This is a genomic window from Enterobacter cloacae complex sp. IR5422 (assembly GCF_049238165.1).
Lineage (GTDB): Bacteria > Pseudomonadota > Gammaproteobacteria > Enterobacterales > Enterobacteriaceae > Enterobacter > Enterobacter roggenkampii.
In genome coordinates this window covers 1-26,526 of record NZ_JBMKHT010000053.1, presented here as the reverse complement: position 1 = coordinate 26,526, position 26,526 = coordinate 1, and the positions used below count along the sequence as shown (strand labels likewise).

The 26,526-nt window shown below is 55.8% G+C and carries 28 protein-coding genes; 19 read left to right on the top strand and 9 right to left on the bottom strand.

All coding sequences use genetic code 11. The features are described 5' to 3' along the window. The first annotated feature begins 366 nt into the window (after nt 1-366). The 11 genes from ydgT to gstA all read left to right on the top strand — a co-directional run bounded on the left by ydgT (nt 367) and on the right by gstA (nt 10,272). The gene (gene ydgT, locus ACOTXT_RS19590) at nt 367-582 is read left to right on the top strand and encodes a transcription modulator YdgT (RefSeq protein WP_006174966.1); all 216 of its coding nucleotides are present in this window, start codon (nt 367-369) and stop codon (nt 580-582) included. An 86-nt stretch (nt 583-668) separates the two neighbouring features. Beyond that, on the top strand, nt 669-1,109 hold the full coding sequence (locus ACOTXT_RS19585; RefSeq protein ID WP_008500563.1) for a DUF2569 domain-containing protein: 441 nt from the start codon (nt 669-671) through the stop codon (nt 1,107-1,109). A 76-nt stretch (nt 1,110-1,185) separates the two neighbouring features. Continuing rightward, complete coding sequence (gene rsxA / locus ACOTXT_RS19580) at nt 1,186-1,767, top strand: electron transport complex subunit RsxA (RefSeq protein WP_008500564.1); 582 nt, start codon at nt 1,186-1,188, stop codon at nt 1,765-1,767. Next, nucleotides 1,767-2,345: an electron transport complex subunit RsxB gene (gene rsxB, locus ACOTXT_RS19575; RefSeq protein WP_008500565.1), complete on the top strand. Its 579-nt coding sequence runs from the start codon at nt 1,767-1,769 to the stop codon at nt 2,343-2,345. Before rsxA ends, rsxB begins: the two co-directional genes overlap by 1 nt. Next, on the top strand, nt 2,338-4,455 hold the full coding sequence (rsxC, locus tag ACOTXT_RS19570) for an electron transport complex subunit RsxC (protein ID WP_055321183.1): 2,118 nt from the start codon (nt 2,338-2,340) through the stop codon (nt 4,453-4,455). Before rsxB ends, rsxC begins: the two co-directional genes overlap by 8 nt. Next, nucleotides 4,456-5,508, top strand: coding sequence for an electron transport complex subunit RsxD (gene rsxD / locus ACOTXT_RS19565; RefSeq protein ID WP_008500567.1), 1,053 nt, complete (start codon nt 4,456-4,458; stop codon nt 5,506-5,508). 10 nt (nt 5,509-5,518) lie between these two features. Beyond that, nucleotides 5,519-6,139 carry an electron transport complex subunit RsxG gene (gene rsxG, locus ACOTXT_RS19560; protein ID WP_008500568.1) on the top strand — a complete coding sequence of 207 codons (621 nt, stop codon included), beginning with the start codon at nt 5,519-5,521 and terminating at the stop codon, nt 6,137-6,139. Nucleotides 6,140-6,141: 2 nt separating this feature from the next. Further along, entirely contained in the window at nt 6,142-6,828 is a 687-nt protein-coding gene (locus tag ACOTXT_RS19555) for an electron transport complex subunit E (RefSeq protein WP_008500569.1), read from the top strand. Next, entirely contained in the window at nt 6,825-7,460 is a 636-nt protein-coding gene (gene nth, locus ACOTXT_RS19550; protein WP_008500570.1) for an endonuclease III, read from the top strand. The genes ACOTXT_RS19555 and nth overlap by 4 nt, the downstream gene beginning before the upstream one ends. Before the next feature lie 592 nt (nt 7,461-8,052). Further along, complete coding sequence (gene dtpA / locus ACOTXT_RS19545) at nt 8,053-9,561, top strand: dipeptide/tripeptide permease DtpA (protein ID WP_008500571.1); 1,509 nt, start codon at nt 8,053-8,055, stop codon at nt 9,559-9,561. A gap of 105 nt (nt 9,562-9,666) precedes the next feature. Continuing rightward, on the top strand, nt 9,667-10,272 hold the full coding sequence (gene gstA / locus ACOTXT_RS19540) for a glutathione transferase GstA (protein ID WP_008500572.1): 606 nt from the start codon (nt 9,667-9,669) through the stop codon (nt 10,270-10,272). A 90-nt stretch (nt 10,273-10,362) separates the two neighbouring features. Here gstA and pdxY read toward each other — a convergent pair whose 3' ends face one another. The 5 genes from pdxY to anmK all read right to left on the bottom strand — a co-directional run bounded on the left by pdxY (nt 10,363) and on the right by anmK (nt 14,945). Beyond that, nucleotides 10,363-11,223 (bottom strand): pyridoxal kinase PdxY, encoded by an 861-nt coding sequence (gene pdxY / locus ACOTXT_RS19535; protein WP_045406233.1) that lies wholly within the window; start codon nt 11,221-11,223, stop codon nt 10,363-10,365. Nucleotides 11,224-11,289: 66 nt separating this feature from the next. Next, nucleotides 11,290-12,564: a tyrosine--tRNA ligase gene (gene tyrS, locus ACOTXT_RS19530; protein ID WP_008500574.1), complete on the bottom strand. Its 1,275-nt coding sequence runs from the start codon at nt 12,562-12,564 to the stop codon at nt 11,290-11,292. 125 nt (nt 12,565-12,689) lie between these two features. Continuing rightward, nucleotides 12,690-13,346 (bottom strand): pyridoxamine 5'-phosphate oxidase, encoded by a 657-nt coding sequence (gene pdxH / locus ACOTXT_RS19525; protein ID WP_008500575.1) that lies wholly within the window; start codon nt 13,344-13,346, stop codon nt 12,690-12,692. 57 nt (nt 13,347-13,403) lie between these two features. Further along, entirely contained in the window at nt 13,404-13,733 is a 330-nt protein-coding gene (gene mliC, locus ACOTXT_RS19520; RefSeq protein WP_085930290.1) for a C-type lysozyme inhibitor, read from the bottom strand. A gap of 87 nt (nt 13,734-13,820) precedes the next feature. Then, a complete protein-coding gene (gene anmK, locus ACOTXT_RS19515; protein WP_023343975.1) occupies nt 13,821-14,945 on the bottom strand; it encodes an anhydro-N-acetylmuramic acid kinase in 1,125 nt (374 codons plus the stop codon). A 255-nt stretch (nt 14,946-15,200) separates the two neighbouring features. On the opposite strand from anmK, the gene slyB reads away from it, so the two are divergent. Both slyB and ACOTXT_RS19505 read left to right on the top strand, forming a co-directional pair. Beyond that, nucleotides 15,201-15,668: an outer membrane lipoprotein SlyB gene (gene slyB / locus ACOTXT_RS19510; protein ID WP_008500578.1), complete on the top strand. Its 468-nt coding sequence runs from the start codon at nt 15,201-15,203 to the stop codon at nt 15,666-15,668. Nucleotides 15,669-15,867: 199 nt separating this feature from the next. After that, nucleotides 15,868-17,229: a GGDEF domain-containing protein gene (locus ACOTXT_RS19505; RefSeq protein WP_333163799.1), complete on the top strand. Its 1,362-nt coding sequence runs from the start codon at nt 15,868-15,870 to the stop codon at nt 17,227-17,229. 36 nt (nt 17,230-17,265) lie between these two features. Here the strand turns inward: ACOTXT_RS19505 and slyA are convergent, their stop codons facing one another. Next, nucleotides 17,266-17,706 carry a transcriptional regulator SlyA gene (slyA, locus tag ACOTXT_RS19500; protein ID WP_021241135.1) on the bottom strand — a complete coding sequence of 147 codons (441 nt, stop codon included), beginning with the start codon at nt 17,704-17,706 and terminating at the stop codon, nt 17,266-17,268. A gap of 186 nt (nt 17,707-17,892) precedes the next feature. On the opposite strand from slyA, the gene ACOTXT_RS19495 reads away from it, so the two are divergent. The 3 genes from ACOTXT_RS19495 to ACOTXT_RS19485 are packed head-to-tail and all read left to right on the top strand — an operon-like array spanning nt 17,893 to nt 21,025. After that, entirely contained in the window at nt 17,893-18,129 is a 237-nt protein-coding gene (locus ACOTXT_RS19495) for a DUF1656 domain-containing protein (protein WP_008500581.1), read from the top strand. 2 nt (nt 18,130-18,131) lie between these two features. After that, on the top strand, nt 18,132-18,992 hold the full coding sequence (locus ACOTXT_RS19490) for an HlyD family secretion protein (protein WP_333163796.1): 861 nt from the start codon (nt 18,132-18,134) through the stop codon (nt 18,990-18,992). Next, on the top strand, nt 18,992-21,025 hold the full coding sequence (locus tag ACOTXT_RS19485) for an FUSC family protein (RefSeq protein WP_023292628.1): 2,034 nt from the start codon (nt 18,992-18,994) through the stop codon (nt 21,023-21,025). Before ACOTXT_RS19490 ends, ACOTXT_RS19485 begins: the two co-directional genes overlap by 1 nt. On the opposite strand, the gene sodC is transcribed toward ACOTXT_RS19485, so the two are convergent. The 3 genes from sodC to ACOTXT_RS19470 all read right to left on the bottom strand — a co-directional run bounded on the left by sodC (nt 21,004) and on the right by ACOTXT_RS19470 (nt 22,787). Beyond that, on the bottom strand, nt 21,004-21,522 hold the full coding sequence (gene sodC, locus ACOTXT_RS19480) for a superoxide dismutase [Cu-Zn] SodC (RefSeq protein ID WP_008500584.1): 519 nt from the start codon (nt 21,520-21,522) through the stop codon (nt 21,004-21,006). The two genes, ACOTXT_RS19485 and sodC, sit on opposite strands and share 22 nt — an antisense overlap. 80 nt (nt 21,523-21,602) lie before the next feature. Beyond that, complete coding sequence (locus ACOTXT_RS19475) at nt 21,603-22,499, bottom strand: aldo/keto reductase (protein ID WP_021241132.1); 897 nt, start codon at nt 22,497-22,499, stop codon at nt 21,603-21,605. Nucleotides 22,500-22,547: 48 nt separating this feature from the next. After that, a complete protein-coding gene (locus ACOTXT_RS19470) occupies nt 22,548-22,787 on the bottom strand; it encodes a DUF1289 domain-containing protein (protein ID WP_008500587.1) in 240 nt (79 codons plus the stop codon). A 149-nt stretch (nt 22,788-22,936) separates the two neighbouring features. On the opposite strand from ACOTXT_RS19470, the gene eptA reads away from it, so the two are divergent. From eptA to ACOTXT_RS19455, 3 genes are read left to right on the top strand one after another with little or no spacing between them, the layout of a single operon-like run. Continuing rightward, the gene (gene eptA, locus ACOTXT_RS19465; protein ID WP_333163793.1) at nt 22,937-24,562 is read left to right on the top strand and encodes a phosphoethanolamine transferase EptA; all 1,626 of its coding nucleotides are present in this window, start codon (nt 22,937-22,939) and stop codon (nt 24,560-24,562) included. A 41-nt stretch (nt 24,563-24,603) separates the two neighbouring features. Continuing rightward, nucleotides 24,604-25,203, top strand: coding sequence for a TetR/AcrR family transcriptional regulator (locus ACOTXT_RS19460; protein ID WP_008500589.1), 600 nt, complete (start codon nt 24,604-24,606; stop codon nt 25,201-25,203). Nucleotides 25,204-25,257: 54 nt separating this feature from the next. After that, on the top strand, nt 25,258-26,355 hold the full coding sequence (locus ACOTXT_RS19455) for an alkene reductase (RefSeq protein ID WP_039023853.1): 1,098 nt from the start codon (nt 25,258-25,260) through the stop codon (nt 26,353-26,355). Nucleotides 26,356-26,526 lie beyond the last annotated feature (171 nt).

Genomic DNA, 26,526 nt, shown 5'->3' with positions numbered 1-26,526 from the left:
CGGGTCTGGCGGCGTTTACTGGAAAACTCACTGTCGGCAAAAGTCAGTTGCTGGCTCATCCGGTTACTCATTCTGGGTTCAGGTTACAACACGATGATCTCACATCTCGGACTTATTCGCACCTTCCCTAAGTAACCGGTTACTGCAATAAAGAGTGACATAATATGTCAGTTACTTATTGCCAGCCCTGGTGAACACGGTTAACCTTCTCTTCCAGGCATCGTCTGATGCCTGAATTTCAGCAAAGAAAACTCCTAATTTCGTCGCGTTACCTGAGTGGGCTGTTTACGTCTTTATTAATCCGTTTATTATTCGAACGAATTACCTTAACTGGTATTACTCACTTTTATATGGAAACTTATTAATATGACAGTTCAGGACTATTTATTAAAATTTCGCAAGATCAATTCGCTTGAGAGCCTGGAAAAACTGTTTGACCATCTGAACTACACCCTGTCGGATAATCAGGAAATCATTAATATGTATCGCGCCGCTGACCATCGCCGTGCGGAGCTGGTCTCCGGTGGCCGTTTGTTCAACGTCGGCGAAGTGCCAAAGTCCGTGTGGCGTTACGTTTTATAAGAAAGTAGCCATCCGCGCGAAATGTTATATACTCTCCGCCCTGCCAACTGGCTGTACAACATTTCGCGCAGATTATGGGAGAGTTCATGACCGCAACGCCTGGAGAACGCATTGGAGGCTGGTTAATCGCCCCACTGGCATGGCTGCTGGTTGCCTTATTAAGCGCATCACTTGCGCTGCTGCTTTATACCACCGCACTGATTACCCCTCACGCCATTCAGACTCTGTTGTCGCAAAGCGTGCCTAATATTGCTTTGTGGTTTGTGTCGTTCGTTTTCGCGATCGGGATGTGGTACTACACGCTGTGGCTGACCATCGCCTTCTTTAAGCGCCGTAAGAATGTGCCTAAGCACTACATTATCTGGCTGCTGGTTTCGGTCCTGCTGGCGGTGAAGGCGTTTGCTTTTTCGCCCGTTTCAGACGCGCTGGCCGTTCGTCAGCTGCTTTTCCCGTTGCTGGCCGCGGCGCTGCTGGTGCCCTACTTCAAGCGTTCGACGCGGGTGAAAAACACCTTCGTGAACCCGTAATAACCCTACAGATAACCTGTTGTCGCCTGCCTGGGTTTGTCCGATAATAGGCGGCTTTTTTATTTCAGGCTAAATAATGACCGATTACTTACTGCTCTTTGTCGGCACCGTGCTGGTTAACAACTTCGTTCTGGTGAAGTTCCTTGGCCTGTGCCCGTTTATGGGCGTTTCCAAAAAGCTGGAAACGGCAATGGGTATGGGGCTGGCGACGACCTTCGTCATGACGCTGGCGTCCATCTGCGCGTGGTGGATTGATACCTGGATCCTCATCCCGCTGGGGTTAACCTATCTCCGTACGCTGGCCTTTATTCTGGTTATCGCGGTGGTGGTGCAGTTTACCGAAATGGTGGTGCGCAAAACCAGCCCGGCGCTCTATCGCCTGCTGGGCATCTTCCTGCCGCTGATCACCACTAACTGCGCCGTTCTCGGCGTGGCGCTGCTGAACATCAACCTGGGTCATAACTTTATGCAATCGGCGCTGTATGGTTTTTCTGCGGCTGTCGGTTTCTCTCTGGTCATGGTGCTGTTTGCCTCTATTCGCGAGCGCCTGGCAGCAGCGGATATTCCTGCGCCCTTCCGCGGTAACGCGATTGCGCTGGTCACCGCCGGTTTAATGTCTCTGGCCTTTATGGGCTTTAGTGGTCTGGTGAAGTTGTAATGAATGCTATCTGGATTGCCATCGCCTCTATCAGCGTCCTGGGGTTGGTGTTTGGCCTTATCCTGGGTTACGCCTCCCGCCGTTTCGCGGTAGAGGACGATCCCGTTGTTGAGAAAATTGATGAGCTTCTGCCGCAAAGCCAGTGCGGGCAGTGTGGCTACCCGGGCTGCCGCCCTTACGCTGAAGCGGTAGGCATCCAGGGCGAAAAAATTAACCGCTGCGCCCCCGGCGGCGAAGCAGTCATGCTGAAAATTGCCGCCCTGCTTAACGTTGATCCGCAGCCGGTTGATGGCGACGCGGACGTGCAGGAGCCGGTCCGCGCGCTGGCCGTGATCGACGAAGCGAACTGCATCGGCTGTACCAAATGTATTCAGGCCTGCCCGGTCGACGCCATTGTTGGCGCCACGCGCGCCATGCACACCGTGGTGGCGGACCTGTGCACCGGCTGTAACCTCTGCGTAGCCCCCTGCCCGACGCAATGTATCGAGCTGCGCCCGGTTGAAACGACTACCGAAAGCTGGAAATGGGATCTTCAGACCATTCCGGTTCGCAATATTCCTGTGGAACAACATGCTTAAGTTATTTTCTGCTTTCAGAAAAGAGAAGATTTGGGACTTTGACGGGGGTATTCACCCACCGGAGATGAAAACCCAGTCTAACGGCACGCCGCTGCGTCAAATTCCGCTGGCGACCCGTTTCGTCATGCCGCTCAAGCAGCACATTGGCGCTGAGGGTGAGCTGTGCGTGAAAGAAGGCGATACGGTTCTTCGCGGCCAGCCGCTGACCTTTGGTCGCGGACGTATGCTACCGGTGCACGCCCCCACCTCCGGTAAGGTGGTCGCTATCGCGCCTCATACGGTGGCGCATCCGTCAGCGCTCGCAGAGCTGAGCGTGATAATTGAAGCCGACGGCGAAGACCGCTGGATCGACCGCGATGGCTGGAGCGACTACCGCTCCCGCAGCCGCGAGGCGCTTATCGAGCGCATTCATCAGTTCGGCGTTGCTGGCCTCGGCGGCGCAGGCTTCCCGACCGGCGTCAAGCTGCGCGGCGGTGACGATAACATTCAGACGCTGATTATCAACGCCGCCGAATGCGAGCCGTACATCACCGCCGACGATCGTCTGATGCAGGACTGCGCCGCCCAGGTGGTGGAAGGCATCCGCATCCTCGCGCACATTCTGCAGCCGCGAGAAGTGCTGATTGGTATCGAAGACAATAAACCGCAGGCTATCTCAATGCTGCGCGCCGTGCTGGCGGGCAGTCACGATATTAGCCTGCGCGTTATCCCGACCAAATACCCCTCTGGCGGTGCTAAACAGCTGACGCAAATTCTCACCGGTAAGCAGGTTCCGCACGGCGGACGCTCTTCGGATATCGGCGTGCTGATGCAGAACGTCGGGACCGCGTACGCCGTGAAGCGCGCGGTGATCGACGGCGAGCCGCTGACCGAACGCGTGGTAACGCTGACCGGGGACGCGGTCTCTCGTCCGGGCAACGTCTGGGCGCGTCTGGGTACGCCGGTGCGTCACCTGCTGGAGCAGGCTGAGTTTTGCCCGTCAAGCGACCAGATGGTGATCATGGGCGGTCCGCTGATGGGCTTTACCCTGCCGTGGCTCGATGTGCCGGTAGTCAAAATCACCAACTGCCTGCTCGCCCCTTCCCCGACCGAGATGGGTGAAGAGCAGGAAGAAAAAGGCTGTATTCGCTGCAGCGCCTGTGCCGACGCCTGCCCGGCGGATCTGCTTCCGCAGCAGCTGTACTGGTACAGCAAAGGCCAGCTGCACGACAAGGCGACAGCCCATAACCTGGCCGACTGCATCGAATGCGGCGCCTGCGCCTGGGTCTGCCCTAGCAACATTCCTCTGGTGCAGTATTTCCGCCAGGAGAAGGCGGAAATTTATGCCATCTCCATGGAAGAAAAACGCGCGGCGGAAGCCAAGGCACGCTTTGAAGCGCGCCAGGCGCGACTGGAGCGTGAAAAAATCGCCCGTCAGGAGCGCCATAAGCAGGCCGCCGTTCAGCCCGGCGAGAAAGATCAGGATGCGATTAATGCCGCACTGGCCCGCGTTCGCGAGAAAAAAGCGACCGCGGCGCAGCCTGTGGTGATCCCGGTCGGCGAGAAGCCGGACAACAGCGAAGCCATTGCGGCGCGTGAAGCGCGTAAAGCTCAGGCTCGCGCCCGTCAGGCTGAAAAAGCGCAAACGGTCCAGACGGATGCTGAGATCGACCCGCGTAAAGCCGCCGTTGAAGCGGCAATAGCCCGTGCCAAAGCGCGCAAAGCCGGCGAGCAGAACGTGGTGGTTGAGCAGGAAGCGGTCGACCCTCGCAAAGCGGCCGTTGAGGCGGCGATTGCCCGTGCCAAAGCCCGCAAAGCGGCGCAGCAGACGCCAACCGCAGAGCCCGAAGCGCCGGTCGATCCGCGTAAAGCCGCCGTCGAAGCGGCGATTGCCCGCGCTAAAGCCCGCAAAGCGGCGCAGCAGACGCCAACCGCAGAACCCGACGCGCCGGTCGATCCGCGTAAAGCCGCCGTCGAAGCGGCGATTGCCCGCGCTAAAGCCCGCAAAGCAGCGCAGCAGGATGAGCAACCGCAGGCCGCCAACGATGACCCGCGCAAAGCCGCCGTCGCCGCCGCCATTGCGCGCGTTCAGGCAAAGAAAGCCGCACAGCAAGCAGTTAACGAGGATTAAATGGTTTTCAGAATCGCAAGCTCCCCTTACACCCACAATCAGCGCCAGACATCGCGCATTATGATGCTGGTCTGCCTGGCGGCGCTGCCGGGCATTGCCGTTCAGTGCTGGTTTTTCGGCTGGGGAACCCTGTTCCAGATAATCCTGGGCTGTGCCAGCGCCTTAGCGGCGGAAGCCCTTGTCCTTAAGCTGCGCAAGGCGGCGGTCTCCCGCATTCTGGCCGATAACTCCGCGCTGCTGACCGGGCTGCTGCTGGCGATCAGTATCCCGCCGTTTGCTCCATGGTGGATGGTGGTCCTCGGCACCGTGTTTGCCGTGATCATTGCCAAACAGCTGTATGGCGGACTCGGCCATAACCCGTTTAACCCGGCGATGATCGGCTACGTGGTGCTGCTGATCTCCTTCCCGGTACAGATGACCAGCTGGCTGCCACCGCACGAGATTGCGGCCACGGTTCCGGGCTTCATGGATGCTCTGCACGTGATCTTTACCGGCCATACGGCGCTCGGTGCCGATATGAACGCGCTGCGCATGGGCGTGGACGGGATCAGCCAGGCGACGCCGCTTGATACCTTTAAAACGTCCCTGCATGCCGGACACAGCGTTGAGCAGATCATGAAATCCGCCATCTACAGCGGCGTACTGGCGGGTGCCGGCTGGCAGTGGGTCAACCTGGCGTATCTGCTGGGCGGCCTGTTCCTGCTGCAGCAGAAAGCCATCCGCTGGCATATTCCGGTCAGCTTCCTCGTGACGCTGGCGGTCTGCGCCACGCTGGGCTGGGTATTCTCTCCTGAATCACTGGCCAGCCCGCAGCTGCACCTGCTCTCCGGGGCAACCATGCTGGGTGCCTTCTTTATCCTGACGGATCCGGTGACGGCCTCAACGACTAACCGCGGGCGCCTGATCTTCGGCGCGCTGGCAGGCCTGCTGGTCTGGCTCATCCGCAGCTTTGGCGGGTACCCGGACGGCGTGGCTTTTGCCGTCCTGCTTGCCAACATTACCGTTCCGCTCATCGACTATTACACGCGTCCGCGCGTGTACGGTCATCGCTAAGGGTCTCGCCATGTTCAAAACGATGCAAAAACACGGCGTCACGCTGGCTGTCTTCGCCGCGGTCCTGACAGGGCTGACGGCGCTGGTTAATGCGCTGACCAAAACGACCATCGAAGAGCAGGCCTCGAAGCAGCAAAAGGCGCTGTTCGATCAGGTGATCCCGGCGGAATTCTACGATAACGACCTGCAAAAAAGCTGCTTTGTGGTAGACGCGCCGCAGCTTGGGAAAGGGCCGCACCGCCTCTTTATTGCCCGCAAAGGGGATAAACCGGTTGGCGCGGTGATGGAAGCGACGGCGCCTGACGGCTATTCCGGTGCCATTCAGCTGCTTGTGGGCAGCGATTTCTCCGGCACCATACTGGGCACCCGCGTGACGGAACACCATGAAACGCCGGGTCTTGGCGATAAAATTGAAACCCGTCTGAGCGACTGGATTTTGCACTTTGCCGGTAAAGTGATCCATGGTGAAGATGACACCGCGTTTGCGGTGAAGAAAGATGGCGGCGAGTTCGACCAGTTCACCGGGGCGACCATCACCCCACGTGCGGTGGTGAATGCCGTAAAACGAGCCGGGCTATACGCTGAAACGCTGCCCGCGCAAATCAACAATCTTCCGGCCTGTGAGGAGTAATCATGAGCCAGGTTAAAGAGGTTATTGTCCAGGGGTTGTGGAAAAACAACTCCGCGCTGGTACAGCTTCTGGGGATGTGCCCACTGCTGGCGGTGACATCCACCGCCACCAACGCGCTCGGTCTGGGTCTGGCAACCACGCTGGTATTGACCCTGACCAACCTCTCCATCTCTGCCCTGCGCCGCTGGACGCCGTCGGAAATTCGTATTCCTATTTATGTCATGATCATTGCGTCGGTGGTCAGTATTGTTCAGATGCTGATTAACGCCTACGCGTTCGGTCTGTACCAGTCGCTCGGGATCTTCATTCCCCTTATCGTCACCAACTGTATCGTGGTCGGGCGTGCGGAAGCCTTTGCGGTGAAAAACAGTCCGGCCATGTCGGCGCTGGACGGTTTTTCTATTGGCATGGGTGCCACCTGCGCCATGTTCGTGCTGGGCTCGCTGCGCGAGATCCTCGGCAACGGTACGCTGTTTGACGGCGCTGATGCGCTGCTGGGCGGCTGGGCCAAAGCGCTGCGTATTGAAGTGTTCCACACCGATACGCCATTCCTGCTGGCGATGCTGCCGCCTGGCGCGTTTATTGGTCTTGGCATGATGCTGGCGATAAAATACCTGATTGACGAGAAACGTAAGCGCCGCGCGGCTGAGCGCAGCGTTCTGGAAGGGACACCCGAGAAGGCCTCATGAATAAAGAAAAGCGCATTGCGATCCTGACCCGTCTGCGGGACGAGAACCCGCACCCGACGACGGAGCTGAATTTTACCTCCCCGTTTGAGCTGCTGATCGCGGTGTTGCTCTCTGCGCAGGCTACCGACGTGAGCGTCAATAAAGCCACCGCCCTGCTCTATCCGGTCGCCAATACGCCGAAGGCCATGCTGGAGCTGGGCGTGGAAGGCGTGAAGTCCTATATCAAAACCATCGGCCTGTTTAACAGCAAAGCCGAGAACGTCATCAAGACCTGCCGAATTCTGCTGGAGCAGCACGGAGGCGAAGTGCCGGAAGACCGCGCAGCGCTGGAAGCCTTGCCGGGCGTGGGTCGTAAAACCGCGAACGTAGTACTCAATACCGCGTTTGGCTGGCCCACTATCGCCGTCGATACGCATATCTTTCGCGTGTCTAACCGGACCAACTTCGCGCCGGGAAAAAATGTCGAGCAGGTCGAAGAGAAGCTGCTGAAAGTGGTTCCGGCAGAATTTAAGGTTGATTGCCATCATTGGCTGATTCTGCACGGTCGTTACACGTGTATTGCCCGTAAGCCTCGCTGCGGCTCCTGCATTATTGAAGATCTCTGCGAATACAAAGAAAAAGTGTACCCCTGAGGCATCTCAATCCCCTGGCTAAAGAAGGGCTTTCATACGCTCTTCTTTTGACCGTTATTTGTTCGCCTTTCGTTTCGCCTCACCTGTCACTTATTCGGCTCTTTAACGCTGAAACAGGTTAATAGTTTTTTCATAGCCGAAAATTTCTATACATCTGTGATCGCGATCACCCTGATAACTTCATGTTGTATTTTTGTTGTCAAAATCGACCTAAACCCTTTATCTGACAAGACACTTCTCTTTCTTTGCCGACGATAAGACCAGCTATTTTTCAGAATATGGGCTATATCACTGCCACAAGCGGCAAATAGCAGAACATATCGCCAACTGCCCGTACTGACCGGTGATTACCAGTCGAAAAAACTACCTTTACTCAGCGTATGAAATTTAACGCTGAATAACATTTGCATGAACCGACGATTATACCACTCAGGATATATGTAACAGATTATTACAAACGTATTGCCAGATGGGGCAGGATAGTGAACATTACCCGCCGTTTCTCCTCCCAATATAACTATAAGGCGTATGGACTACGGCCATCACGCTATGAACACCCCCGTTAATATGGGATGTAAAAAAAGAGGTATATGTGTCGACTGCAAACAATAAACCAACAGATGAAAGCGTGAGTCTGAACGCTTTTAAACAACCTAAAGCGTTCTATCTCATCTTCTCTATCGAGTTATGGGAGCGTTTTGGTTACTACGGCCTGCAAGGGATCATGGCGGTTTACCTGGTAAAACAGCTGGGTATGTCCGAAGCCGATTCCATCACGCTGTTCTCCTCCTTCAGTGCCCTGGTCTATGGTCTGGTTGCTATCGGCGGCTGGCTGGGTGATAAAGTTCTGGGTACTAAGCGCGTCATTATGCTGGGCGCCATTGTTCTGGCGATTGGCTATGGACTGGTAGCATGGTCAGGGCATGATGCCGCTGTCGTGTATATGGGCATGGCCACGATCGCCGTGGGTAACGGTCTGTTCAAAGCAAACCCGTCTTCCCTGCTCTCTACCTGCTACAGTAAAGATGACCCGCGTCTGGACGGTGCATTTACCATGTACTACATGTCCATCAACATCGGTTCGTTCTTCTCGATGCTGGCAACCCCATGGCTCGCAGCGAAATTCGGCTGGAGCGTGGCGTTTGCACTGAGCTTCGTCGGTATGCTGATCACCGTGGTGAACTTCCTGTTCTGCCGCAGCTGGGTTAAAAACTACGGTTCAAAACCAGACTTCGAGCCTGTGCATATGGGCAAACTGCTGGCGACCATCGTAGGCGTTGTGGTCCTGGCGGCCATCGCTACCTGGCTGCTGCACAACCAGGGTATCGCACGTGCCGTTCTGGGCGTTGTGGCGCTGGGTATCGTGGTTATCTTCGCGAAAGAAGCATTCGCTATGCAGGGTGCTGCCCGTCGTAAGATGATCGTGGCCTTCATTCTGATGCTGGAAGCGATTATCTTCTTCGTGCTGTACAGCCAAATGCCAACCTCTCTGAACTTCTTCGCCATTCGTAACGTTGAGCACTCTATTCTGGGCATCGCGTTCGAACCGGAGCAGTATCAGGCACTGAACCCGTTCTGGATCATGATTGGTAGCCCGATTCTGGCCGCGATCTATAACAAGATGGGCGACCGTCTGCCAATGCCGCACAAGTTTGCTATCGGTATGGTGCTGTGCTCCGGCGCGTTCCTGGTGCTGCCGCTGGGTACCAAATTTGCTACCGACGCCGGTATCGTATCCGTTAACTGGCTGATCCTGAGCTACGCGCTGCAGTCTATCGGCGAACTGATGATCTCTGGTCTGGGTCTGGCAATGGTTGCACAGCTGGTTCCGCAGCGTCTGATGGGCTTCATTATGGGTAGCTGGTTCCTGACCACTGCCGGTGCAGCAATTATCGCCGGTAAGATTGCGAACCTGATGGCCGTGCCGGAAAACGTCACTGACCCACTGGTTTCCCTGAACGTCTACGGTACCGTGTTCATGCAGATTGGTATCGCGACTGCCGTTATTGCCGCTCTGATGCTGCTGACCGCACCGAAACTGAATCGCATGACTCAGGACGACGACAAGACCGCTAAGGCGACCAAAACCGCTACTGCGTGAAATCCGTGAGAAACGACTGACCAGAAGCCGCTAATTGATTAGCGGCTTTTTTTTTATCCGTTTGCGCACTAACATAGCTGAAACCTCAGCGAAAAGGAGTTACCGATGAAACTGTTCTACAAACCGGGCGCGTGCTCTCTTGCTTCCCATATCACCCTGCGCGAGAGCGGCAAAGATTTCACGCTGGATGGCGTTGATCTGATGAAAAAACGTCTGGAAAACGGCGATGACTTTCTTGCCATTAACCCGAAAGGACAGGTTCCGGCGCTCCTGCTGGATGACGGTACCCTGCTGACCGAAGGCGTGGCGATTATGCAGTTCCTGGCCGATAGCGTGCCCGATCGCCAGCTGCTGGCCCCGGTCAGTACCATTTCTCGCTATAAAACGCTGGAATGGCTGAACTACATTGCCACCGAGCTGCACAAAGGCTTTACGCCGCTGTTCCGCCCGGATACGCCGGAAGAGTTTAAGCCGACCCTGCGCGCCCTGCTGGAGAAAAAGCTGCAGTACGTTAACGAATCGCTGAAAGACGAACAGTGGATTGGCGGCTCACGCTTCACGATCGCTGATGCGTATCTGTTCACCGTGCTGCGCTGGGCACGTGCGGTTAAGCTGAATCTGGAAGGGTTAGACCACATTGCATCGTATATGAAACGCGTGGCTGAACGTCCTGCGGTGGCTGCGGCGCTGAAAGCGGAAGGGTTGAATTAACCGAGCAGACTGTGTTGCCGGGTGGCGCTGACGCTTACCCGGCCTACGAATTCCGTAGACCCGTGCCAGCGCAGCGCCACCCGGCATCGTTTAAAGCTGGGTTGCGCTGAAATAGTGCTCCGGCTTCGCGATACGATCCTGTGCCGCGACCACCTGCAGTTCATATTCCTGCATCTCTTTCGTCGCAATCATAATTTCGTACACCGCTGCCGTAACGTGCTCCAGCGCGTCCCTCACCGTTGCACCCTGAAGCAGTTTCACCAGCAGCAGTCCGCTGGTCACATCGCCCACGCCCACCGGCTGACGCGTGCCAAAATCCACCAGCGGGCGGCTGATATGCCAGGCATCCTCTTTCGTCACCAGCAGCATCTCAAAGCGATCCTGGCTTAGCCCTGCGCGCGCGAGGTGTTTTACCAGCACAACCTCAGGCCCCTGCGCGATCAGCTCGCGTGACGCGCTTACGGCCTCTTCTACGCTGTTAACCGGATGCTCGCAGAGAATTTCCAGTTCGACCAGGTTTGGCGCAATGATATCGCTGGCGGGCAGCGCATGGCGAACGTGGAATTCTGCCACGCCTGGCGCCACGATACAGCCTTTCTCCGGATGGCCCATAACGGGGTCGCAGAAGTACTTTGCCGACGGGTTGGCAGCCTTTACCTGACGCACGATGCCGAGGATATGTTCCCCCTGCTCCGCGGAACCAAGATAACCGCTCAATACGGCGTCACAGCGCTTGAGCTGGTCGATATCGGCAATGCCCTGCACAACCTCGGTGAGGTGCGAAGGCGGCATCACGCAGCCGGTCCATTTGCCATACTGCGTGTGGTTAGAGAACTGAACGGTATTGAGGGGCCAGACGTTGACGCCGAGGCGGCGCATCGGGAATTCCGCAGCGCTGTTGCCAGCATGTCCAAAAACAACGTGGGACTGAATGGCGAGGATGTTCTTCATTTTATGCTTACCAAACCCTGAAAAAACAAAAGGGGCGTGGTTTCCCACGCCCCTCGAGACTGTTAATTATTTCCAGCAGACAAGGCAGTAGTTTTTCTTACCGCGACGCAGCAGGGTGTAGCGGCCATACAGTCGGTCGCCATCAACAAAGGTGTATTCCGGGTCAGCCTGCTTTTCACCGTTGATGGTGATCGCGTTTGAGGCGATGGTTTTACGCGCCTGACCGCGGGAAGGCTGCAGCTCAGAATCCACCAGCGCCTGCATCAGGTCAGCCCCTTTCTCCATCTCAACCATTGGCACGCCGTCCTGCGCCAGCTGTTCGAAGTCCGCTTCGCTCAGATCGCTCAGGGTACCGTTGAACAGGCTTGCGGTAATGCGTTTTGCCGCGGCCAGACCTTCTTCACCGTGAACCAGTTTGGTCACTTCGTCCGCCAGCACGTACTGCGCGCGTGGCGCTTTACCGCTGTTCTTGTCTTCTTCTTCTAGCGCATTGATGTCTTCAATATCCATAAAGGTGAAGAACTTCAGGAAGCGATAAACATCGGCATCCGCCGTGTTGATCCAGAACTGGTAGAATTTGTACGGGCTGGTTTTCTTCGGATCGAGCCATACCGCGCCGCCTTCGGTTTTACCAAATTTGGTACCGTCAGCTTTGGTAATCAGCGGAACGGTCAGACCAAAGACCTGATTCTGGTGCAGGCGACGGGTCAGGTCGATACCGGAGGTGATATTACCCCACTGGTCAGAACCGCCAATCTGCAGGGAAACGCCGTGCAGTTTGTTCAGGCAGGCAAAGTCATACCCCTGCAGCAGGTTGTAGGAGAACTCGGTAAAGGAGATACCCTGGTCGTCACGGTTCAGACGCTGCTTCACGGCTTCTTTGTTAATCATCTGGTTAACAGAGAAGTGCTTGCCGATGTCGCGCAGGAAGGTCAGCACGTTCATGCTGCCAAACCAGTCGTAGTTGTTCGCGGCAATCGCGGCGTTATCGCCACAGTTGAAGTCGAGGAACGGTGCAACCTGTTTGCGGATCTTATCGACCCACTCCTGCACGGTATCTTCGGTGTTCAGTTTACGCTCAGCGGCTTTGAAGCTTGGGTCACCAATCAGACCGGTCGCGCCGCCCACCAGGGCAACAGGCTTATGGCCCGCCATCTGGAAGCGTTTCAGGCATAACAATGGAACAAGATGCCCCAAATGCAAGCTGTCAGCGGTGGGATCGAAGCCGCAATAGAGCGCGATCGGGCCTTGCGCCAGTCGCTCTGCTAACGCTTCCTCGTCCGTCACCTGGGCCACGAGGCCCCGCTCTTGCAATTGTTTAATCAAGTTACTGCTTGCCATCAAATTCTCCATGTATAAACGACTGCACCTTTGCCGGTACACGACTTTTCGCCTGATGCGAAAGGACCATAGAATAAAGCGCAAGCGCGGTGTGCGCTAGCGCTTAAATCAACAAATTTCGGGGATTACGGCGCCAGTCTGTCGATTTTCCAGCCGCCATTCTCGCGCTGGTATAAAAAGCGGTCGTGCAGGCGATGTTCGCCCCCCTGCCAGAATTCGATTTGCTCAATCGGGATGCGGAAACCACCCCAGAAGCTCGGCAGCGGGATTTCACCCTGCTGGAACTTCTGCTTCAGCTCGAGGAATTTACTTTCCAGCACGCCGCGGGCGGAAATGCGGCTGGACTGTTTTGATACCCAGGCGCCAATCTGGCTGTCACGCGGACGACTGTGGAAATACTTCACCACTTCCAGCGTCGAGAGACGTTCCGCTTTGCCGGTCACCATGACCTGACGTTCCAGCATGTGCCACGGGAACAGCAGGCTGATACGCGGATTGTTTTCCAGATGGTGCGCTTTGCGGCTGCCAAGGTTGGTATAGAACACCAGCCCTTTCTCGTCATAATGCTTGAGCAATACGATACGCTGATACGGTTGACCGTTTTCATCTACCGTTGCGACAACCATCGCCGTTGGGTCGGCAAGTTTCGCTTCGCAGGCCTGTTTCAGCCAGCGTTCAAAAAGCACGAGGGGTTCAGCGGGAAGATCCTGGCGACGCAGGCCGCCTTTGGTGTATTCACGGCGCAGATGCGCAATTTGCTGCAGTTCGTCGTTATCTGACATGGCGTTAGCTGACATTGAGAGTGGGTGGCGCTATTGTGCGCCGCCCCTGTAAAAATCTCAACGCTTCGGATTTTCGAGCTGGCAATTGTTCAGCACAATACGGTCGCGTTTGTAGACCGTGGCGCTGTCGCCTTTCGACCAGAAGACATAGATACCGTCGGTGTAGCGTGCGCCCGAGGCCGAAATGCCCTGCTTCAGCGTCAGCAATTTATTGTCGTAAACAAAACTGGCTTCCTGGCGCGGATTGTTCAGCTTCACGGTCAGCGGTTTTTCGTCGCAGCGATACTCCAGGGTATCGGTCTGCATGCGCTCAACGAGCTGGTTGTAGACGCTGCATCCTGACAGCAGCAAAGGGGCGGCAATAAGAAGAAGTTTTTTCATGGGCATATTCCGAAGACTATCCTGGTCCTGGAGGGCATGGCTGCCCCCCTGTTTCGTTCCATTCTAACGACGACGCGCCGCGCTGAATTTCAGTTAACTCTGATTATGACGCGGATTTGCCGGGAAAATCGCCCCTAGCACGCTCGCCTCGCGCGCGCCGGTGACCGACGGTAAATTGCCCGGCAGCCCGGCAACGGTGCGCCAGGCAAGCCAGGCAAAGGCCAGCGCCTCCATATCATCCCCGCTGATGCCGGCCTCATCGGTCGTCGACACTTCGGTACCCGGCAGCAGCCCGGCAAGACGCGCCATCACCAGCGGGTTACGGCTTCCCCCGCCGCACACCAGCAGGCGTTCACATCCGCCGCTAAGCAGCACCTGTTCAGAAATCGACACGGCCGTAAGCTCGGCAAGCGTCGCCTGAACATCCTGCGGCGCGAGCGCCGGGAATGACGCCAGCTGGCGCTCAAGCCAGCCAAAGTTGAAGTATTCACGCCCCGTGCTTTTCGGTGCCGGTAAGGCAAAATAAGGATCGCTCAGCATGGACTGCAGCAGCGGGAGAATCACCTTACCCTCACTCGCCCACTCCGCATTTTTATCATACGGTTGCCCGCACTGACGCCAGATCCAGGCATCCATTAACATATTGCCCGGGCCGGTATCGTAGCCGCGGACCGGCTGCCCCGGAATAAGCATCGACAGATTGGCGATCCCACCAATGTTGAGCACCATACGCCGTTCTGAAGGGTGCGCCAGCAGCGCCTGATGAAACGCGGGCACCAGCGGTGCGCCCTGTCCGCCAAGAGCAATATCGCGACGACGGAAATCGCCGACCACCGTGACGCCCGTCTTCGCCACAATCTGGTTGTTATCGCCGATTTGCAGGGTGTGCGGGGCATCGCCGATGGGTTCATGCCAGACCGTTTGTCCGTGACACCCGATGGCCACCACATCCTGCGGACGAAGATGTTCTTTTTGCATCAAAGCCTGCACCGCATCCGCAAACAGCGCCCCCAGGCGGACATCCAGCTGTCCAAGCTGCGAAAGGGTCAGCTGCTGCCCCTGACAGATACTGAGAATATCCTCTTTCAGTGAAATGGGGATTGGCCAGGTCAGGCTCGCCTGCTGCGCCACCATGTTCTCATCAATGGCAGCCAGAACGACATCTACCCCATCCAGACTGGTGCCTGACATCACACCAATGTAGCGACCCGATTTCATGCGCTTTCCTTACGTTGCGTGGGCTAAGGATATCCACTCAACCATAAACGGCGTCGCTTTGCCATCCGACAATAATATTTTTTAACAATGTCAGACGGGTAGCGTGGGCGGATCCTGTTTATGTCTCGTTAAGTCAAATTCAAGTACAATTTTCCTATTGTTAGTGCAAAGATATGAACGATGGCCCTTTATGCCATATAATTTAGCCATAACGGATGCCCCCCATCGGGCGTTTTTGGTGAACAGGAGATTCAAATGATTTTACGTGTACTGGGCGTTTCGCTGATTGGTTTAACTCTGGCTGGCTGTGTGAATGACAGTTCACTTTCTGGCGACGTTTATAGCGCTTCTGAAGCGAAACAGGTTCAGAACGTGACTTACGGTACCGTTGTTAACGCACGCCCTGTACAGATTCAGGGTGGTGATGAAAACAACGTGATGGGCGCCATCGGCGGTGCCGTTCTGGGTGGTTTCCTGGGTAATACCGTCGGCGGCGGTACGGGCCGTTCTCTGGCAACAGCCGCAGGCGCAGTGGCCGGTGGTGTAGCAGGCCAGGGTGTTCAGGGTGCGATGAACAAAACCCAGGGCGTCGAGCTGGAAATTCGTAAAGACGACGGCAGCACCATTATGGTTGTTCAGAAACAAGGCAGCACCCGCTTCTCCGCAGGTCAGCGCGTTGTGCTGGCAAGCAACGGAAGCCAGGTGACCGTTTCTCCACGTTAATTAAAAATGGATGTGGCCATTGGGCCACATCCATTTACAATATACATCACTTATACGAATATTTTTACAAAATATATTCGCCCCACAAATATTTAATCTCATCGTATATTGTCTCCGCGCAAAGTATTTATTGCATTACTTGCTTAGACTCTTCGCAATTACCTCTTCATAATTTATTTCTCATTTTGTAAAAACTTATATGCTTGCGAATAGTCGTTGTCTAAAAGGTCGTTATATCTCGTTCTGTTTCGGTTGCCTTGTCGTCATCGGAATATTACAAGCTCTCTTTTCAAAAGTGGTTGAATGGGTTCCCTCCTTCTCGCCTCTTTTGTTCCCTACGCTCACCATTTTTTTACTCGTGTTTCACCTGTTTATTGCCTGCTTTATGGCAATGAAATACTGGTGTGATAAGCGGCGGCTCTATCTGATTGCGATCGCCTTTGCCTTTGCCGGTTCGGCACTGTTGATGGTCGGAACGCTCTCCAGCTTTCCAGCGTGGCTGAACCTCTATCAGTTCAACGTCGTGAACTACAACGATGCGATGATCTACTTTATGTTCCGCCACTTTTTAATGGCGGTGTTGTTCATCGTTGCGGCAATACTCTATCCTACGCGCGATTACCCCTTTTCACGGTTGGCGCATATCTCAATTGTGAGCGGGGCGTTCCTCTTTACCGCCTGTGTTGTGGGACTGGCCTGGATATATTCCAGTCACTCGCCCTTCTTATCCATTGACCTGGTTGATAACGAAACCCGTCAGTTTATGGTGCTCTGGAGCCAATCCATAAATATTTCTTTAATTGTCTTCTGGGTGATTTCATTAGTAACGCTGATGTTTGTCACGCGCGTGCGCAATTTATTCTGGGTAGGCGGAAATTTCCTGTGCGTTTGCTATATCGTCACGCTCGCCATGCTGTTAGTAGGCGGACATGCTGAAGATATATCGTGGTATCGCGCCCGGCTATTTGAAACCGTCGCTACGCTGATGATTATTTTTGTACTGCTCTACGACGTCTTCATGCTGTACCGTGATTCCCATTTAAAATATCAGCAGTCATATCAAAATTCGATTCGCGATCCGCTTACGCGCCTGTATAACCGCAGCTATTTTTATGAATCGTTAAACCAGGCGCTGGACATGGCGAAACCCAGCCGCCCAGTTTCGGTTATCGTCAGCGATCTCGACCGCTTCAAGCGTATCAACGATAACTATGGCCACCTTCAGGGAGACAAAGTCTTACAGTTTGTCGCCAATCTGCTGATGGATTCCGTACGCCCGCAGGACATCGCGGCTCGAATCGGCGGTGAGGAGTTTGTGCTGATGCTGGCCAACACCTCTTCAGATGCAGCCCACCAGGTGGCGGAACGTATTCGGTTGAAGCTAAGCAGCTTTGATAAAACCAGCAGCGGAGGGCAGCTACCTGAGCCGATTACCATCAGCATGGGAGTATTTACGGCGACGTCATCGTCCGTGACCGCAGAAGCGTGCGTGGAGAGTGCCGACAAGGCGATGTATGAAGCGAAGGAGACAGGCCGTAATCGAGTGGTGGTCTTTAAGTAAAAAAAGGCCTTGCTGCTGCAAGGCCTTAGTGTTTTATCAGTCGCGAGACTGTAGCTCATGGATGTTTTGCTCAAGGCGAGCAATGAGGCTAATGAGCATTTCCAGCTCCGCCGGTGAAACGCCTGAAAGGATTTCACCGCGCGTTTTGGTAATCACAGCTTCCATTTCAGTAATGATAGGCGCCGCTTTCTCAGTGAGTTTTATCCGCTTGGCGCGACGATCGCTGGCGCAGGTTTGTCGGGAGATCAGCCCCTTCTCTTCCAGCTGGTCAAGCGTGCGCACCAGTGACGGTTGCTCAATGCCTATCGCTTTTGCCAGTTGAATTTGCGACTGGTCGGGCGGCAGCTGATGAATGTTGTGCAGCGTGACCCAATGCGTCTGCGTCAATTCCAGAGGTTTCAGGCGATGGTCAATCAGAGCACGCCAGACGCGTACCAACCTTGCCAGATCAGAACCTAATGGCGATTCCAATTTCATCTCCTTATAATTAGCTTGCTAAGTTATTATACTGATTTTAGAATAGTGTGCAGCATTTGTAATGGCAAAACAAATGCAATACTGCATTCATCTAACTCAAAAGTATGACTTACACTGAATTGTGATGCTTCTTCATACTCAGACAAGCCAACACGGCATTCTGTTCACTGCAAAGGATCTCTGCTCGTGACCTTTTTTCATCGCTCAGAGGGTTTACCCCTCCAGGACCTGATCTTCGGTGCGTCAGTCTACTTTCCCCCTCTGTTTAAGGCCGTGCTGGTGGGCTTTATTCTCTGGCTCATCGCGCATCGCCTGCTTCGCGACTGGATGTATTCCGGCGAAATCTGGCATCCCATGCTGATGGATCTTTCCCTGTTTGCCCTCTGTGTATGCCTGGGCCTTGCTGTTCTGATCGTGTGGTGACTATGCCCCTGAAAACGCTGAAGTACTTTTCCACCCTGTTTGTTCTGGTCCTTGCGCTGGTCGCCGGATGGTGGCTCTGGAATTATTACATGCAGTCACCCTGGACGCGTGACGGCAAGATTCGCGCTGAGCAGGTCAGCATTACCCCGCAGGTATCGGGAAGCATTACGTCGCTGCTGGTTAAGGATAACCAGTACGTTAAAAAGGGAGAGGTTTTATTCCGAATCGACGACACGCCGTACCATATCGCGATTCTGAATGCCCAGGCGCAGCTGGCAAAAGCCCAGTCTGATCTGGCAAAGGCCAACAACGAGGCCAACCGCCGCCGTCACCTGTCGCAAAACTACATCTCCGCGGAGGATTTAGACACCGCCAACCTCAACGTTAAGGCGATGCAGGCGAGCGTCAACGTGGCTGAGGCGACGCTGAAGCAGGCGCAGTGGGAGCTAACCCAAACCGTGATTACCGCCCCTGTCGATGGATGGGTGACCAACCTTTCCGCCCGCGTGGGTAACTATGCCACCACGGGACAGCCCGTTTTCGCCCTGGTCGACAGCCACTCCTTCTACGTATTGGGCTACTTCGAAGAGACCAAGCTTCGGCATATTCGCGAGGGATCGCCAGCAGCGATTACGCTGTACAGCGGCTCGCAAAGGTTACAGGGTCACGTCTCCAGCATTGGTCGCGCCATTTACGATCAAAGCGTTGAAACAGATTCCGGCCTGGTGCCGGATATCAAGCCGAACGTCCCCTGGGTGCGTCTCGCTCAACGCGTGCCTGTTCGCGTGGAGTTTGACCATTTACCGCAGGGCATCACGCTGGTATCCGGCACCACCTGCACTGTCTCCATCGGAACCCCTTAATGAAGCTGCAGGCGCTCTCCTGGCAAAACTCGCCGTGGATGAAAGCGACGCGTCCTCAGTGGCGCTACGCGCTGCGTAACGGCATTGCCATGTGTCTGGCGCTGACCGTCGCCTATTACCTGAACCTGGATGAGCCGTACTGGGCGATGACCTCTGCCGCAGTGGTGAGTTTTCCCACCGTTGGTGGGGTGATCAGTAAAAGCCTTGGGCGTATCGCCGGCAGCCTGCTGGGTGCCACGGCGGCGTTAATTATCGCCGGCCACACTCTGAACGACCCATGGCTGTTCCTGCTGAGCATGGCGGCATGGCTGGGATGCTGTACCTGGGCCTGCGCCCATTTCACCAACAACGTCGCCTACGCTTTCCAGCTGGCGGGCTATACCGCCGCCATTATTGCCTTCCCGGTGGTGAATGTGCTCGATACCACCGAGCTGTGGGATATTGCACAGGCGCGCGTCTGCGAAGTGATTGTCGGGATCCTCTGCGGCGGATTTATGATGATGATCCTCCCCAGCACTTCCGACGGCACCGCACTCATCACCGCCCTTAAAACCATGCACACCCGGTTGCTTGAACACGCGAGCCTGCTGTGGCAACCGGATACCAGCGATGAGATCCGTCTCGCCCATGAAAAGGTGATAGGACAGATCCTGACAATGAATCTGCTGCGTATTCAGGCGTTCTGGAGCCACTACCGCTTTCGCCGTCAGAATACCCTGCTTAACTATTTGCTGCACCAGCAGCTGCGCATGACCAGCGCCATCTCCAGCCTGCGCCGGATGCTGCTCAACTGGCCAACGCCGCCGGAAAACACGCGCGCGGTGATTGAAACGCTGCTCGCGACCCTTGCGCGCCCGGATGCAGACATCTACACGGTCGCGCGAATAATCGCCCCGCTCGCCCCGGTGGATGAATATGATTATCGCCATCGCGCCTTTTGGCAGCGGTTGAATTACTTTTGCCGCCTCTACCTGCGCAGCAGCCGCTGGATTAACGCGGTTGAGAACGCCACGCCGGTTACGGAGTTCAACGTTCCCGGGAGCCCGGCTCTCGCCCGCCATACTGACTACCTGGAGGCGCTGTGGAGCGGTTTTCGCACCTTTTGCGCGCTGATGCTGGTGGGCGCGTGGAGTATCACCACGCAGTGGGAGTCCGGTACGGCGGCCCTGACGCTCGCCGCCATCAGCTGCGTGCTTTACTCCGTCGCGGCCTCGCCGTTTAACTCGCTGACGCTCCTGCTGCGCACCCTGGTGCTGCTGTCGCTGTTCAGTTTCGTGGTGAAGTTTGGCCTGATGGTGCAGATAAGCGATCTCTGGCAGTTCCTGCTGTTCCTCTTTCCGCTGTTGACCACCATGCAGCTACTCAAGCTGCAGATGCCGAAGCTGGCGGGACTGTGGGGACAGCTGATTGTCTTTATGGGCTCGTTTATCTCCGTGACGAATCCACCGGTGTACGATTACGCCGATTTTCTCAATGACAACCTGGCAAAGATCCTCGGCGTGGGGCTGGCGTGGCTGGCCTTCGCGGTGCTGCGTCCCGGCTCCGATGCCCGCAAAAGCCGCAGGCATATCCGGGAGTTACGCCGGGGGTTTGTCGACCAGCTCAGCCGCAAACCGCATCTTCGTGAGAGTGAATATGAATCGCTGGTTTATCATCACGTCAGCCAGCTCAATAACAGCCAGGACGCGCTTTCCCGGCGCTGGCTGCTGCGCTGGGGCGTGGTGCTGCTGAACTGCTCGCACGTGGTCTGGCAGCTTCGCGGGTGGGAAACGCGTTCCGACCCGCTGTCGCAGGTGCGTGACGTTTGCATCTCCCTGCTGCGTGATGTCATGAGCGAACGCGGGGTCCAGCAGCGGCCGCTGGAAGCCACGCTGAATGAACTGCAGCGGATCTGCGATACGCTTGCACGACATCATCTCCCCGCCGCCCGCGATTTGGCCTCGATAATCTGGCGGCTGCACTGCTCGCTGTCGCAGCTGGAACAGGCACCACCGCCGGGTACGATTGGGGATCAGATCACGCCGCAGGCATAACGCGCCCCGCCGCCGCCAAGCGGTTTAGGCTGATCGGACATATTGTCGCCGCCGACGTGGATCATCAGCGCTTTGCCTTTCACCTCATCCAGCTTTTTCAGCCGCGGCGCGACAACGGGATCGGTGGCTTTACCGTCGTTATTGACCACCAGCACGGGCAGATCGCCCAGATGTCCCATGCCTTCGGGGCCCTCATGCTTGCCGGAGTGCTGCGGGTCAAGGTGACCGCCTGCCGCTTCCGCAGCCGACGGTTTCCCCTCTTTTAACGCGGGCTGACAGCTTCCTTTGGCGTGAACATGAAAACCATGCTCACCGGGCGGGAGTGCTTTAAGATTCGGGGCGAATTCCAGTCCTTTATCGGTTTCCGTGATTTTCACCGTACCGATGGACTGACCCACACCCTGAGAGGTGACGAGATTCATTTCCACTTCGTCGCTGGCTGCCTGCGCCCCTGCGCAAACAACCAGCGCGACCATTGCCAGAGCAAAACGCTTCATATGACCTCCGCTGGTTATTTTTTGCCCCTTAAGTGTATATCAGAGGCAAAGATTTCACCGGAAAGTCATCTTCTGGCGGTTTATGGCACGTCGTAACCCAGCGCGGCTTTGCGGATGCGGAACCACTGCTGGCGGGTCATCTGCAGCTCTTCAGCGGCCAGTGCAGAACGCACGCGTTCAATTTTGCCAGAACCAATAATCGGCAGCGGTTTTGACGGCAGGCGCAGGATCCAGGCGTAAACCACCTGTTCGATGCTCTCCGCGTTCAGCTCGCGGGCGATGGTGTCCAGCTCGTTGCGCAGCGGCTGGAATTCATCATCATTGAACAGGCGTCCGCCTCCCAGGCACGACCAGGCCATCGGGCGAATACGCAGCTGTTGCAGCTGGTCGAGGGTACCGTCCAGCAGCAGCGGCTGGTGTACCGGGGAGATCTCCACCTGGTTGGTGGCGAGGGTAAACGGCAGACGAGACTGAAGCAGCGCAAACTGCGCCGGGGTAAAGTTGGAAACGCCAAAGTGACGCACTTTGCCGCTCTGATGCAGGTTCAGGAAGGCTTCTGCCACCTCATCGGCATCCATGAGCGGGTCCGGACGATGGATTAACAGCAGGTCGATACGGTCGGTCGCCAGATTGACCAGCGACTGCTCAGCGCTCTTGATGATATGCGCGCTGTCGGTGATGTAATGCCCAAGGGCGTGTTCCGGTTTTGCCGTGGTGGCAATCCCGCACTTCGTGACGATCTCCATGCGGTCGCGGAGTGCCGGAACCAGCTTGAGCGCCTCGCCGAATGCGGCTTCACACTGATAGCCACCGTAAATATCCGCATGGTCGACCGTGGTAACGCCCAGATCGATATGCTCTTCAATAAAGCTCGCCAGCTGGAGGGGGGACATATTCCAGTCCATCAGGCGCCAGTAGCCCATCACAAAACGGGAGAATTCTGGCCCCTGGGGGGCAAGGGTAATTCGCTGAACCATAACATTTTCCTCAAGGACGTGATGTCATGAGTATACGCAATTACCGTGTTAAAAAAGTGAAGGTTGCTGGGGTTCTTCGGTCTCACCGGCTTTGTTTGCGCGTATTTTGCGCAGAAGACGCTGTCGGCAGAGGCGTAACACCTCCTGCTTTTGCGTGTCGCTAAAGTTTTGCCAGTTAAAACGCTCGTCGCGGGTACGCATGCACCCGCGGCAATATCCGCGTTCATCCACCTGACAAATCCCCCGGCACGGGCTCTGGATGGGGAAAAACTCCAGCTGCTCTGCCACACTCACCTCCGGATAACCACTCTCACCTACAGTGAAGACGCTAAACGCGCCACGTGCAAGGCCCATACCACAGATTTGTGGCATTAAGGTTTCACTAATCTTCCTTCTTTATACTCGGCCCATCATGACAATGACAGGTTTACCGATCGATGTGGTTAATCAAAAAGTTACAATGTAACGACATTAAATTTACTCTGGGCTGTGCACTCTTTTTTACGTTGATTAATGGGCTGTTTATCCAGCGCAGCTGGGCCATTATTGCCCCTGCGCACCTGCACGACATCCTCTTTGCCGCGTCCGTACCGCTGGTGCTGTTTTGCGGCTGGGTGATTGTCTTTAGCCTGCTGAATATCCCCTATATCCGTAAGCCGCTGCTGATCGTCTTAACGGTCGGATGCGCCGCGGCAACCTACTTTATGTACACCTACGGCGCGGTGATCGATCAGAACATGATTGTGAACGTGTTCGAAACCAACTCTCAGGAAGCGACAGCCCTGGTGACCCCGCAGATGATTCTGTGGATTGTTATCGCAGGCCTCGTTCCCTCCGTGGTGCTGGCGTTGACCCGCATTCGTACCGGGAAATGGTGGTATGCCCTGCTGACGCGCGTCGCCGCGATGCTCGGTGCCCTGCTGGTGATTATCCTGATTGCGGCGCTGTTTTATAAAGATTACGCGTCGCTGTTTCGCAACAACAAAAGCATCGTCAAAATGGTGACTCCGGCCAACTATGTCAGCGCGGTGGTGAAGTACAGCAAAATGCGCTGGTTTGCCGGCGATCAAACGCTGGTGCGGATTGGCGAAGATGCCCATAAAGGACCGTTGATTTCAGGTCAACAAAAGAAAACCGTTCTGGTACTGGTCGTTGGGGAAGCCTCTCGCGCGGCGAACTACTCCCTGAATGGTTACGATCGTGAAACGAACCCGGAGCTGAAAAAGCAGGATGTGATTAACTTCCCGCAGGCCTCCTCTTGCGGCACCGAAACCGCCGTTTCCGTTCCGTGCATGTTCTCGGGCATGACGCGCAGCAAATACGATGCCGACCTGGCTCACCATCAGGAAGGTCTGCTCGATGTGCTCAAGCATGCGGGGATCAACCTGCTCTGGCGCGACAACGACGGCGGCTGTAAAGGCGCCTGCGATCGCGTGCCGCACACCGATATGACGCAGTGGAATCTGGATCAGTTCTGCAAAGACAAATCCTGTATTGATGATGTGAATTTCTACCGTCTGGACAACGTGCTGGATGGTCTGAAGCAGGACACGGTGCTGGTTATCCACCTGATGGGGAGTCATGGACCGGCATACTATCGCCGTTACCCGGACAATTTCCGGAAATTCACCCCTACCTGCGACACCAATGAAATTCAGGATTGCGACCATCAGGCGCTGATGAATACCTATGACAACACCATCCTGTATACCGACAGCATGGTCAGCAAAACCATTGATGCCCTGAAAGCGCGCCAGGCAAGCATGAACACCGCCCTGATTTATCTCTCGGATCACGGTGAGTCACTGGGTGAAAGCGGCATTTATCTGCACGGTACGCCGTACATGCTGGCGCCGGAGCAGCAAACGCACATTCCGTTTATGTTCTGGCTGTCACCGGACTACGCGAAAAACTTTGGCATCAATGAACAGTGTTTACGCGACCACGCTGCAAAAAATGCGGTTTCCCAGGACAATTTGTTCTCGACCGTACTGGGTATGATGGACGTGAAATCAACGGTTTATCAACAGCAGCTGGATATTCTGAACGCATGTCGGCAATAAACTCGCTTGCATTAGACCGAACGGTCTATTAGAGTGCGGCCATGAGCAGAAATACTGAACACGATACCCGCGAACATCTCCTGGCAACCGGCGAGCGTCTTTGCATGCATCGCGGGTTTACCGGTATGGGGTTGAGCGAGTTATTAAAAACCGCTGAGGTACCGAAGGGGTCGTTTTATCACTACTTCCGGTCCAAAGAAGCCTTTGGCGTGGCAATGCTGGAGCGTCATTACGCGGGCTACCACCAGCGTCTGGCGACCCACTTTGCGTCGGGTGAAGGAAACTATCGGGATCGTGTTCTGAACTACTATCAGGAAACGCTGAACCAGTTCTGTCAGCAGGGCATTATCAGCGGATGCCTGACGGTCAAGCTGTCTGCCGAGGTGTGCGATCTTTCCGAAGATATGCGCTCGGCGATGGATAAGGGTGCCCGCGGCGTGATCGCCCTGCTGGCCCAGGCGCTGGAAAAAGGCCGCGACGAAAAAACGCTGGCCTTTACCGGCGACCCCTTAATGCAGTCTCAGGTGCTCTATTCCCTGTGGTTAGGGGCCAATCTGCAGGCAAAAATTTCGCGCAGTGCCGTGCCGCTGGAAAGCGCGCTGGCACATGTGAAAAACAGCATTACTGCGCCTGGCGTATAACAGGCGCTTTTTATTTACCTTATTACTAGTCGACTGGTCTACTCAGGAGTCTTTATGTCAGCTGAAAAACTGTTTACCCCATTGAAAGTGGGTGCCGTCACGGCGCCAAACCGCGTGTTCATGGCTCCGCTGACCCGTCTGCGCAGCATTGAGCCGGGTGACATCCCAACCCCGCTGATGGGCGAATACTACCGTCAACGCGCAAGCTCTGGCCTGATCATTACGGAAGCCACGCAGATCTCTGCTCAGGCGAAGGGTTACGCCGGTGCGCCGGGCCTCCATAGCCCGGAGCAGATCGCGGCATGGCAGAAAATCACCGCGGGCGTTCACGCTGAAGAGGGCCGCATTGCGGTTCAGCTGTGGCACACCGGTCGTATCTCTCACAGCAGCATCCAGCCTGGCGGTCAGGCACCGGTCTCCGCGTCGGCCCTGAGCGCCAATACCCGTACGTCCCTGCGCGATGAAAACGGTAACGCGATCCGCGTGGATACCTCTATGCCGCGCGCGCTGGAGCTGGACGAAATCCCGGGGATTGTTAACGACTTCCGTCAGGCCGTGGCCAACGCCCGTGAAGCCGGCTTTGACCTGATTGAGCTGCACTCCGCGCATGGCTATCTGCTGCACCAGTTCCTGTCACCGTCGTCAAACCATCGCACCGATCAGTACGGCGGCAGCGTCGAAAACCGCGCCCGTCTGGTGCTGGAAGTGGTGGATGCGGTATGCAAGGAGTGGAGCCCGGACCGTATCGGGATCCGCGTCTCCCCAATCGGGTCTTTCCAGAACGTCGACAACGGCCCGAACGAGGAAGCGGATGCGCTCTATCTGATTGAAGAGCTGGCCAAACGCGGTATTGCCTATCTGCACATGTCTGAACCTGACTGGGCTGGCGGTAAGCCTTACACTGAAGCCTTCCGCCAGAAAGTGCGCGAGCGCTTCCACGGGGTGATCATCGGTGCAGGTGCCTATACGCCTGAGAAAGCCGAAGATCTGATTAATAAAGGGCTGATCGATGCCGTCGCGTTTGGCCGCGACTACATCGCCAACCCGGATCTGGTTGCTCGTCTGCAGAAAAAAGCGGCACTCAACCCGCAGCGTCCGGAAAGCTTCTACGGCGGCGGCGCGGAAGGCTACACCGACTACCCTTCTCTGTAATCTCGCCATTGTTCATTGATAGCGGCGACAGTTCGCCGCTATACTAAGGAAGTTGCGATTAAGTGGTCCGCAGCTCCCGATATGACGCCCCAAACCGTCCTTTATCGACGTCCTGTGGCTCAATTTTCCAATTTTCAGCCCAAAATCGTCTCTTCGTGGCTGATTTTGGCC

Bases quoted from the DNA above. Each gene is read 5' to 3' on its own strand.
- ydgT (WP_006174966.1), top strand. From the start codon at position 367: ATGACAGTTCAGGACTATTTATTAAAATTTCGCAAGATCAATTCGCTT.
- ACOTXT_RS19585 (WP_008500563.1), top strand. From the start codon at position 669: ATGACCGCAACGCCTGGAGAACGCATTGGAGGCTGGTTAATCGCCCCA.
- rsxA (WP_008500564.1), top strand. From the start codon at position 1,186: ATGACCGATTACTTACTGCTCTTTGTCGGCACCGTGCTGGTTAACAAC.
- rsxB (WP_008500565.1), top strand. From the start codon at position 1,767: ATGAATGCTATCTGGATTGCCATCGCCTCTATCAGCGTCCTGGGGTTG.
- rsxC (WP_055321183.1), top strand. From the start codon at position 2,338: ATGCTTAAGTTATTTTCTGCTTTCAGAAAAGAGAAGATTTGGGACTTT.
- rsxD (WP_008500567.1), top strand. From the start codon at position 4,456: ATGGTTTTCAGAATCGCAAGCTCCCCTTACACCCACAATCAGCGCCAG.
- rsxG (WP_008500568.1), top strand. From the start codon at position 5,519: ATGTTCAAAACGATGCAAAAACACGGCGTCACGCTGGCTGTCTTCGCC.
- ACOTXT_RS19555 (WP_008500569.1), top strand. From the start codon at position 6,142: ATGAGCCAGGTTAAAGAGGTTATTGTCCAGGGGTTGTGGAAAAACAAC.
- nth (WP_008500570.1), top strand. From the start codon at position 6,825: ATGAATAAAGAAAAGCGCATTGCGATCCTGACCCGTCTGCGGGACGAG.
- gstA (WP_008500572.1), top strand. From the start codon at position 9,667: ATGAAACTGTTCTACAAACCGGGCGCGTGCTCTCTTGCTTCCCATATC.
- pdxY (WP_045406233.1), bottom strand. From the start codon at position 11,223: ATGAAGAACATCCTCGCCATTCAGTCCCACGTTGTTTTTGGACATGCT.
- tyrS (WP_008500574.1), bottom strand. From the start codon at position 12,564: ATGGCAAGCAGTAACTTGATTAAACAATTGCAAGAGCGGGGCCTCGTG.
- pdxH (WP_008500575.1), bottom strand. From the start codon at position 13,346: ATGTCAGATAACGACGAACTGCAGCAAATTGCGCATCTGCGCCGTGAA.
- mliC (WP_085930290.1), bottom strand. From the start codon at position 13,733: ATGCCCATGAAAAAACTTCTTCTTATTGCCGCCCCTTTGCTGCTGTCA.
- anmK (WP_023343975.1), bottom strand. From the start codon at position 14,945: ATGAAATCGGGTCGCTACATTGGTGTGATGTCAGGCACCAGTCTGGAT.
- slyB (WP_008500578.1), top strand. From the start codon at position 15,201: ATGATTTTACGTGTACTGGGCGTTTCGCTGATTGGTTTAACTCTGGCT.
- ACOTXT_RS19505 (WP_333163799.1), top strand. From the start codon at position 15,868: ATGCTTGCGAATAGTCGTTGTCTAAAAGGTCGTTATATCTCGTTCTGT.
- slyA (WP_021241135.1), bottom strand. From the start codon at position 17,706: ATGAAATTGGAATCGCCATTAGGTTCTGATCTGGCAAGGTTGGTACGC.
- ACOTXT_RS19490 (WP_333163796.1), top strand. From the start codon at position 18,132: ATGCCCCTGAAAACGCTGAAGTACTTTTCCACCCTGTTTGTTCTGGTC.
- ACOTXT_RS19485 (WP_023292628.1), top strand. From the start codon at position 18,992: ATGAAGCTGCAGGCGCTCTCCTGGCAAAACTCGCCGTGGATGAAAGCG.
- sodC (WP_008500584.1), bottom strand. From the start codon at position 21,522: ATGAAGCGTTTTGCTCTGGCAATGGTCGCGCTGGTTGTTTGCGCAGGG.
- ACOTXT_RS19475 (WP_021241132.1), bottom strand. From the start codon at position 22,499: ATGGTTCAGCGAATTACCCTTGCCCCCCAGGGGCCAGAATTCTCCCGT.
- eptA (WP_333163793.1), top strand. From the start codon at position 22,937: ATGTGGTTAATCAAAAAGTTACAATGTAACGACATTAAATTTACTCTG.
- ACOTXT_RS19460 (WP_008500589.1), top strand. From the start codon at position 24,604: ATGAGCAGAAATACTGAACACGATACCCGCGAACATCTCCTGGCAACC.
- ACOTXT_RS19455 (WP_039023853.1), top strand. From the start codon at position 25,258: ATGTCAGCTGAAAAACTGTTTACCCCATTGAAAGTGGGTGCCGTCACG.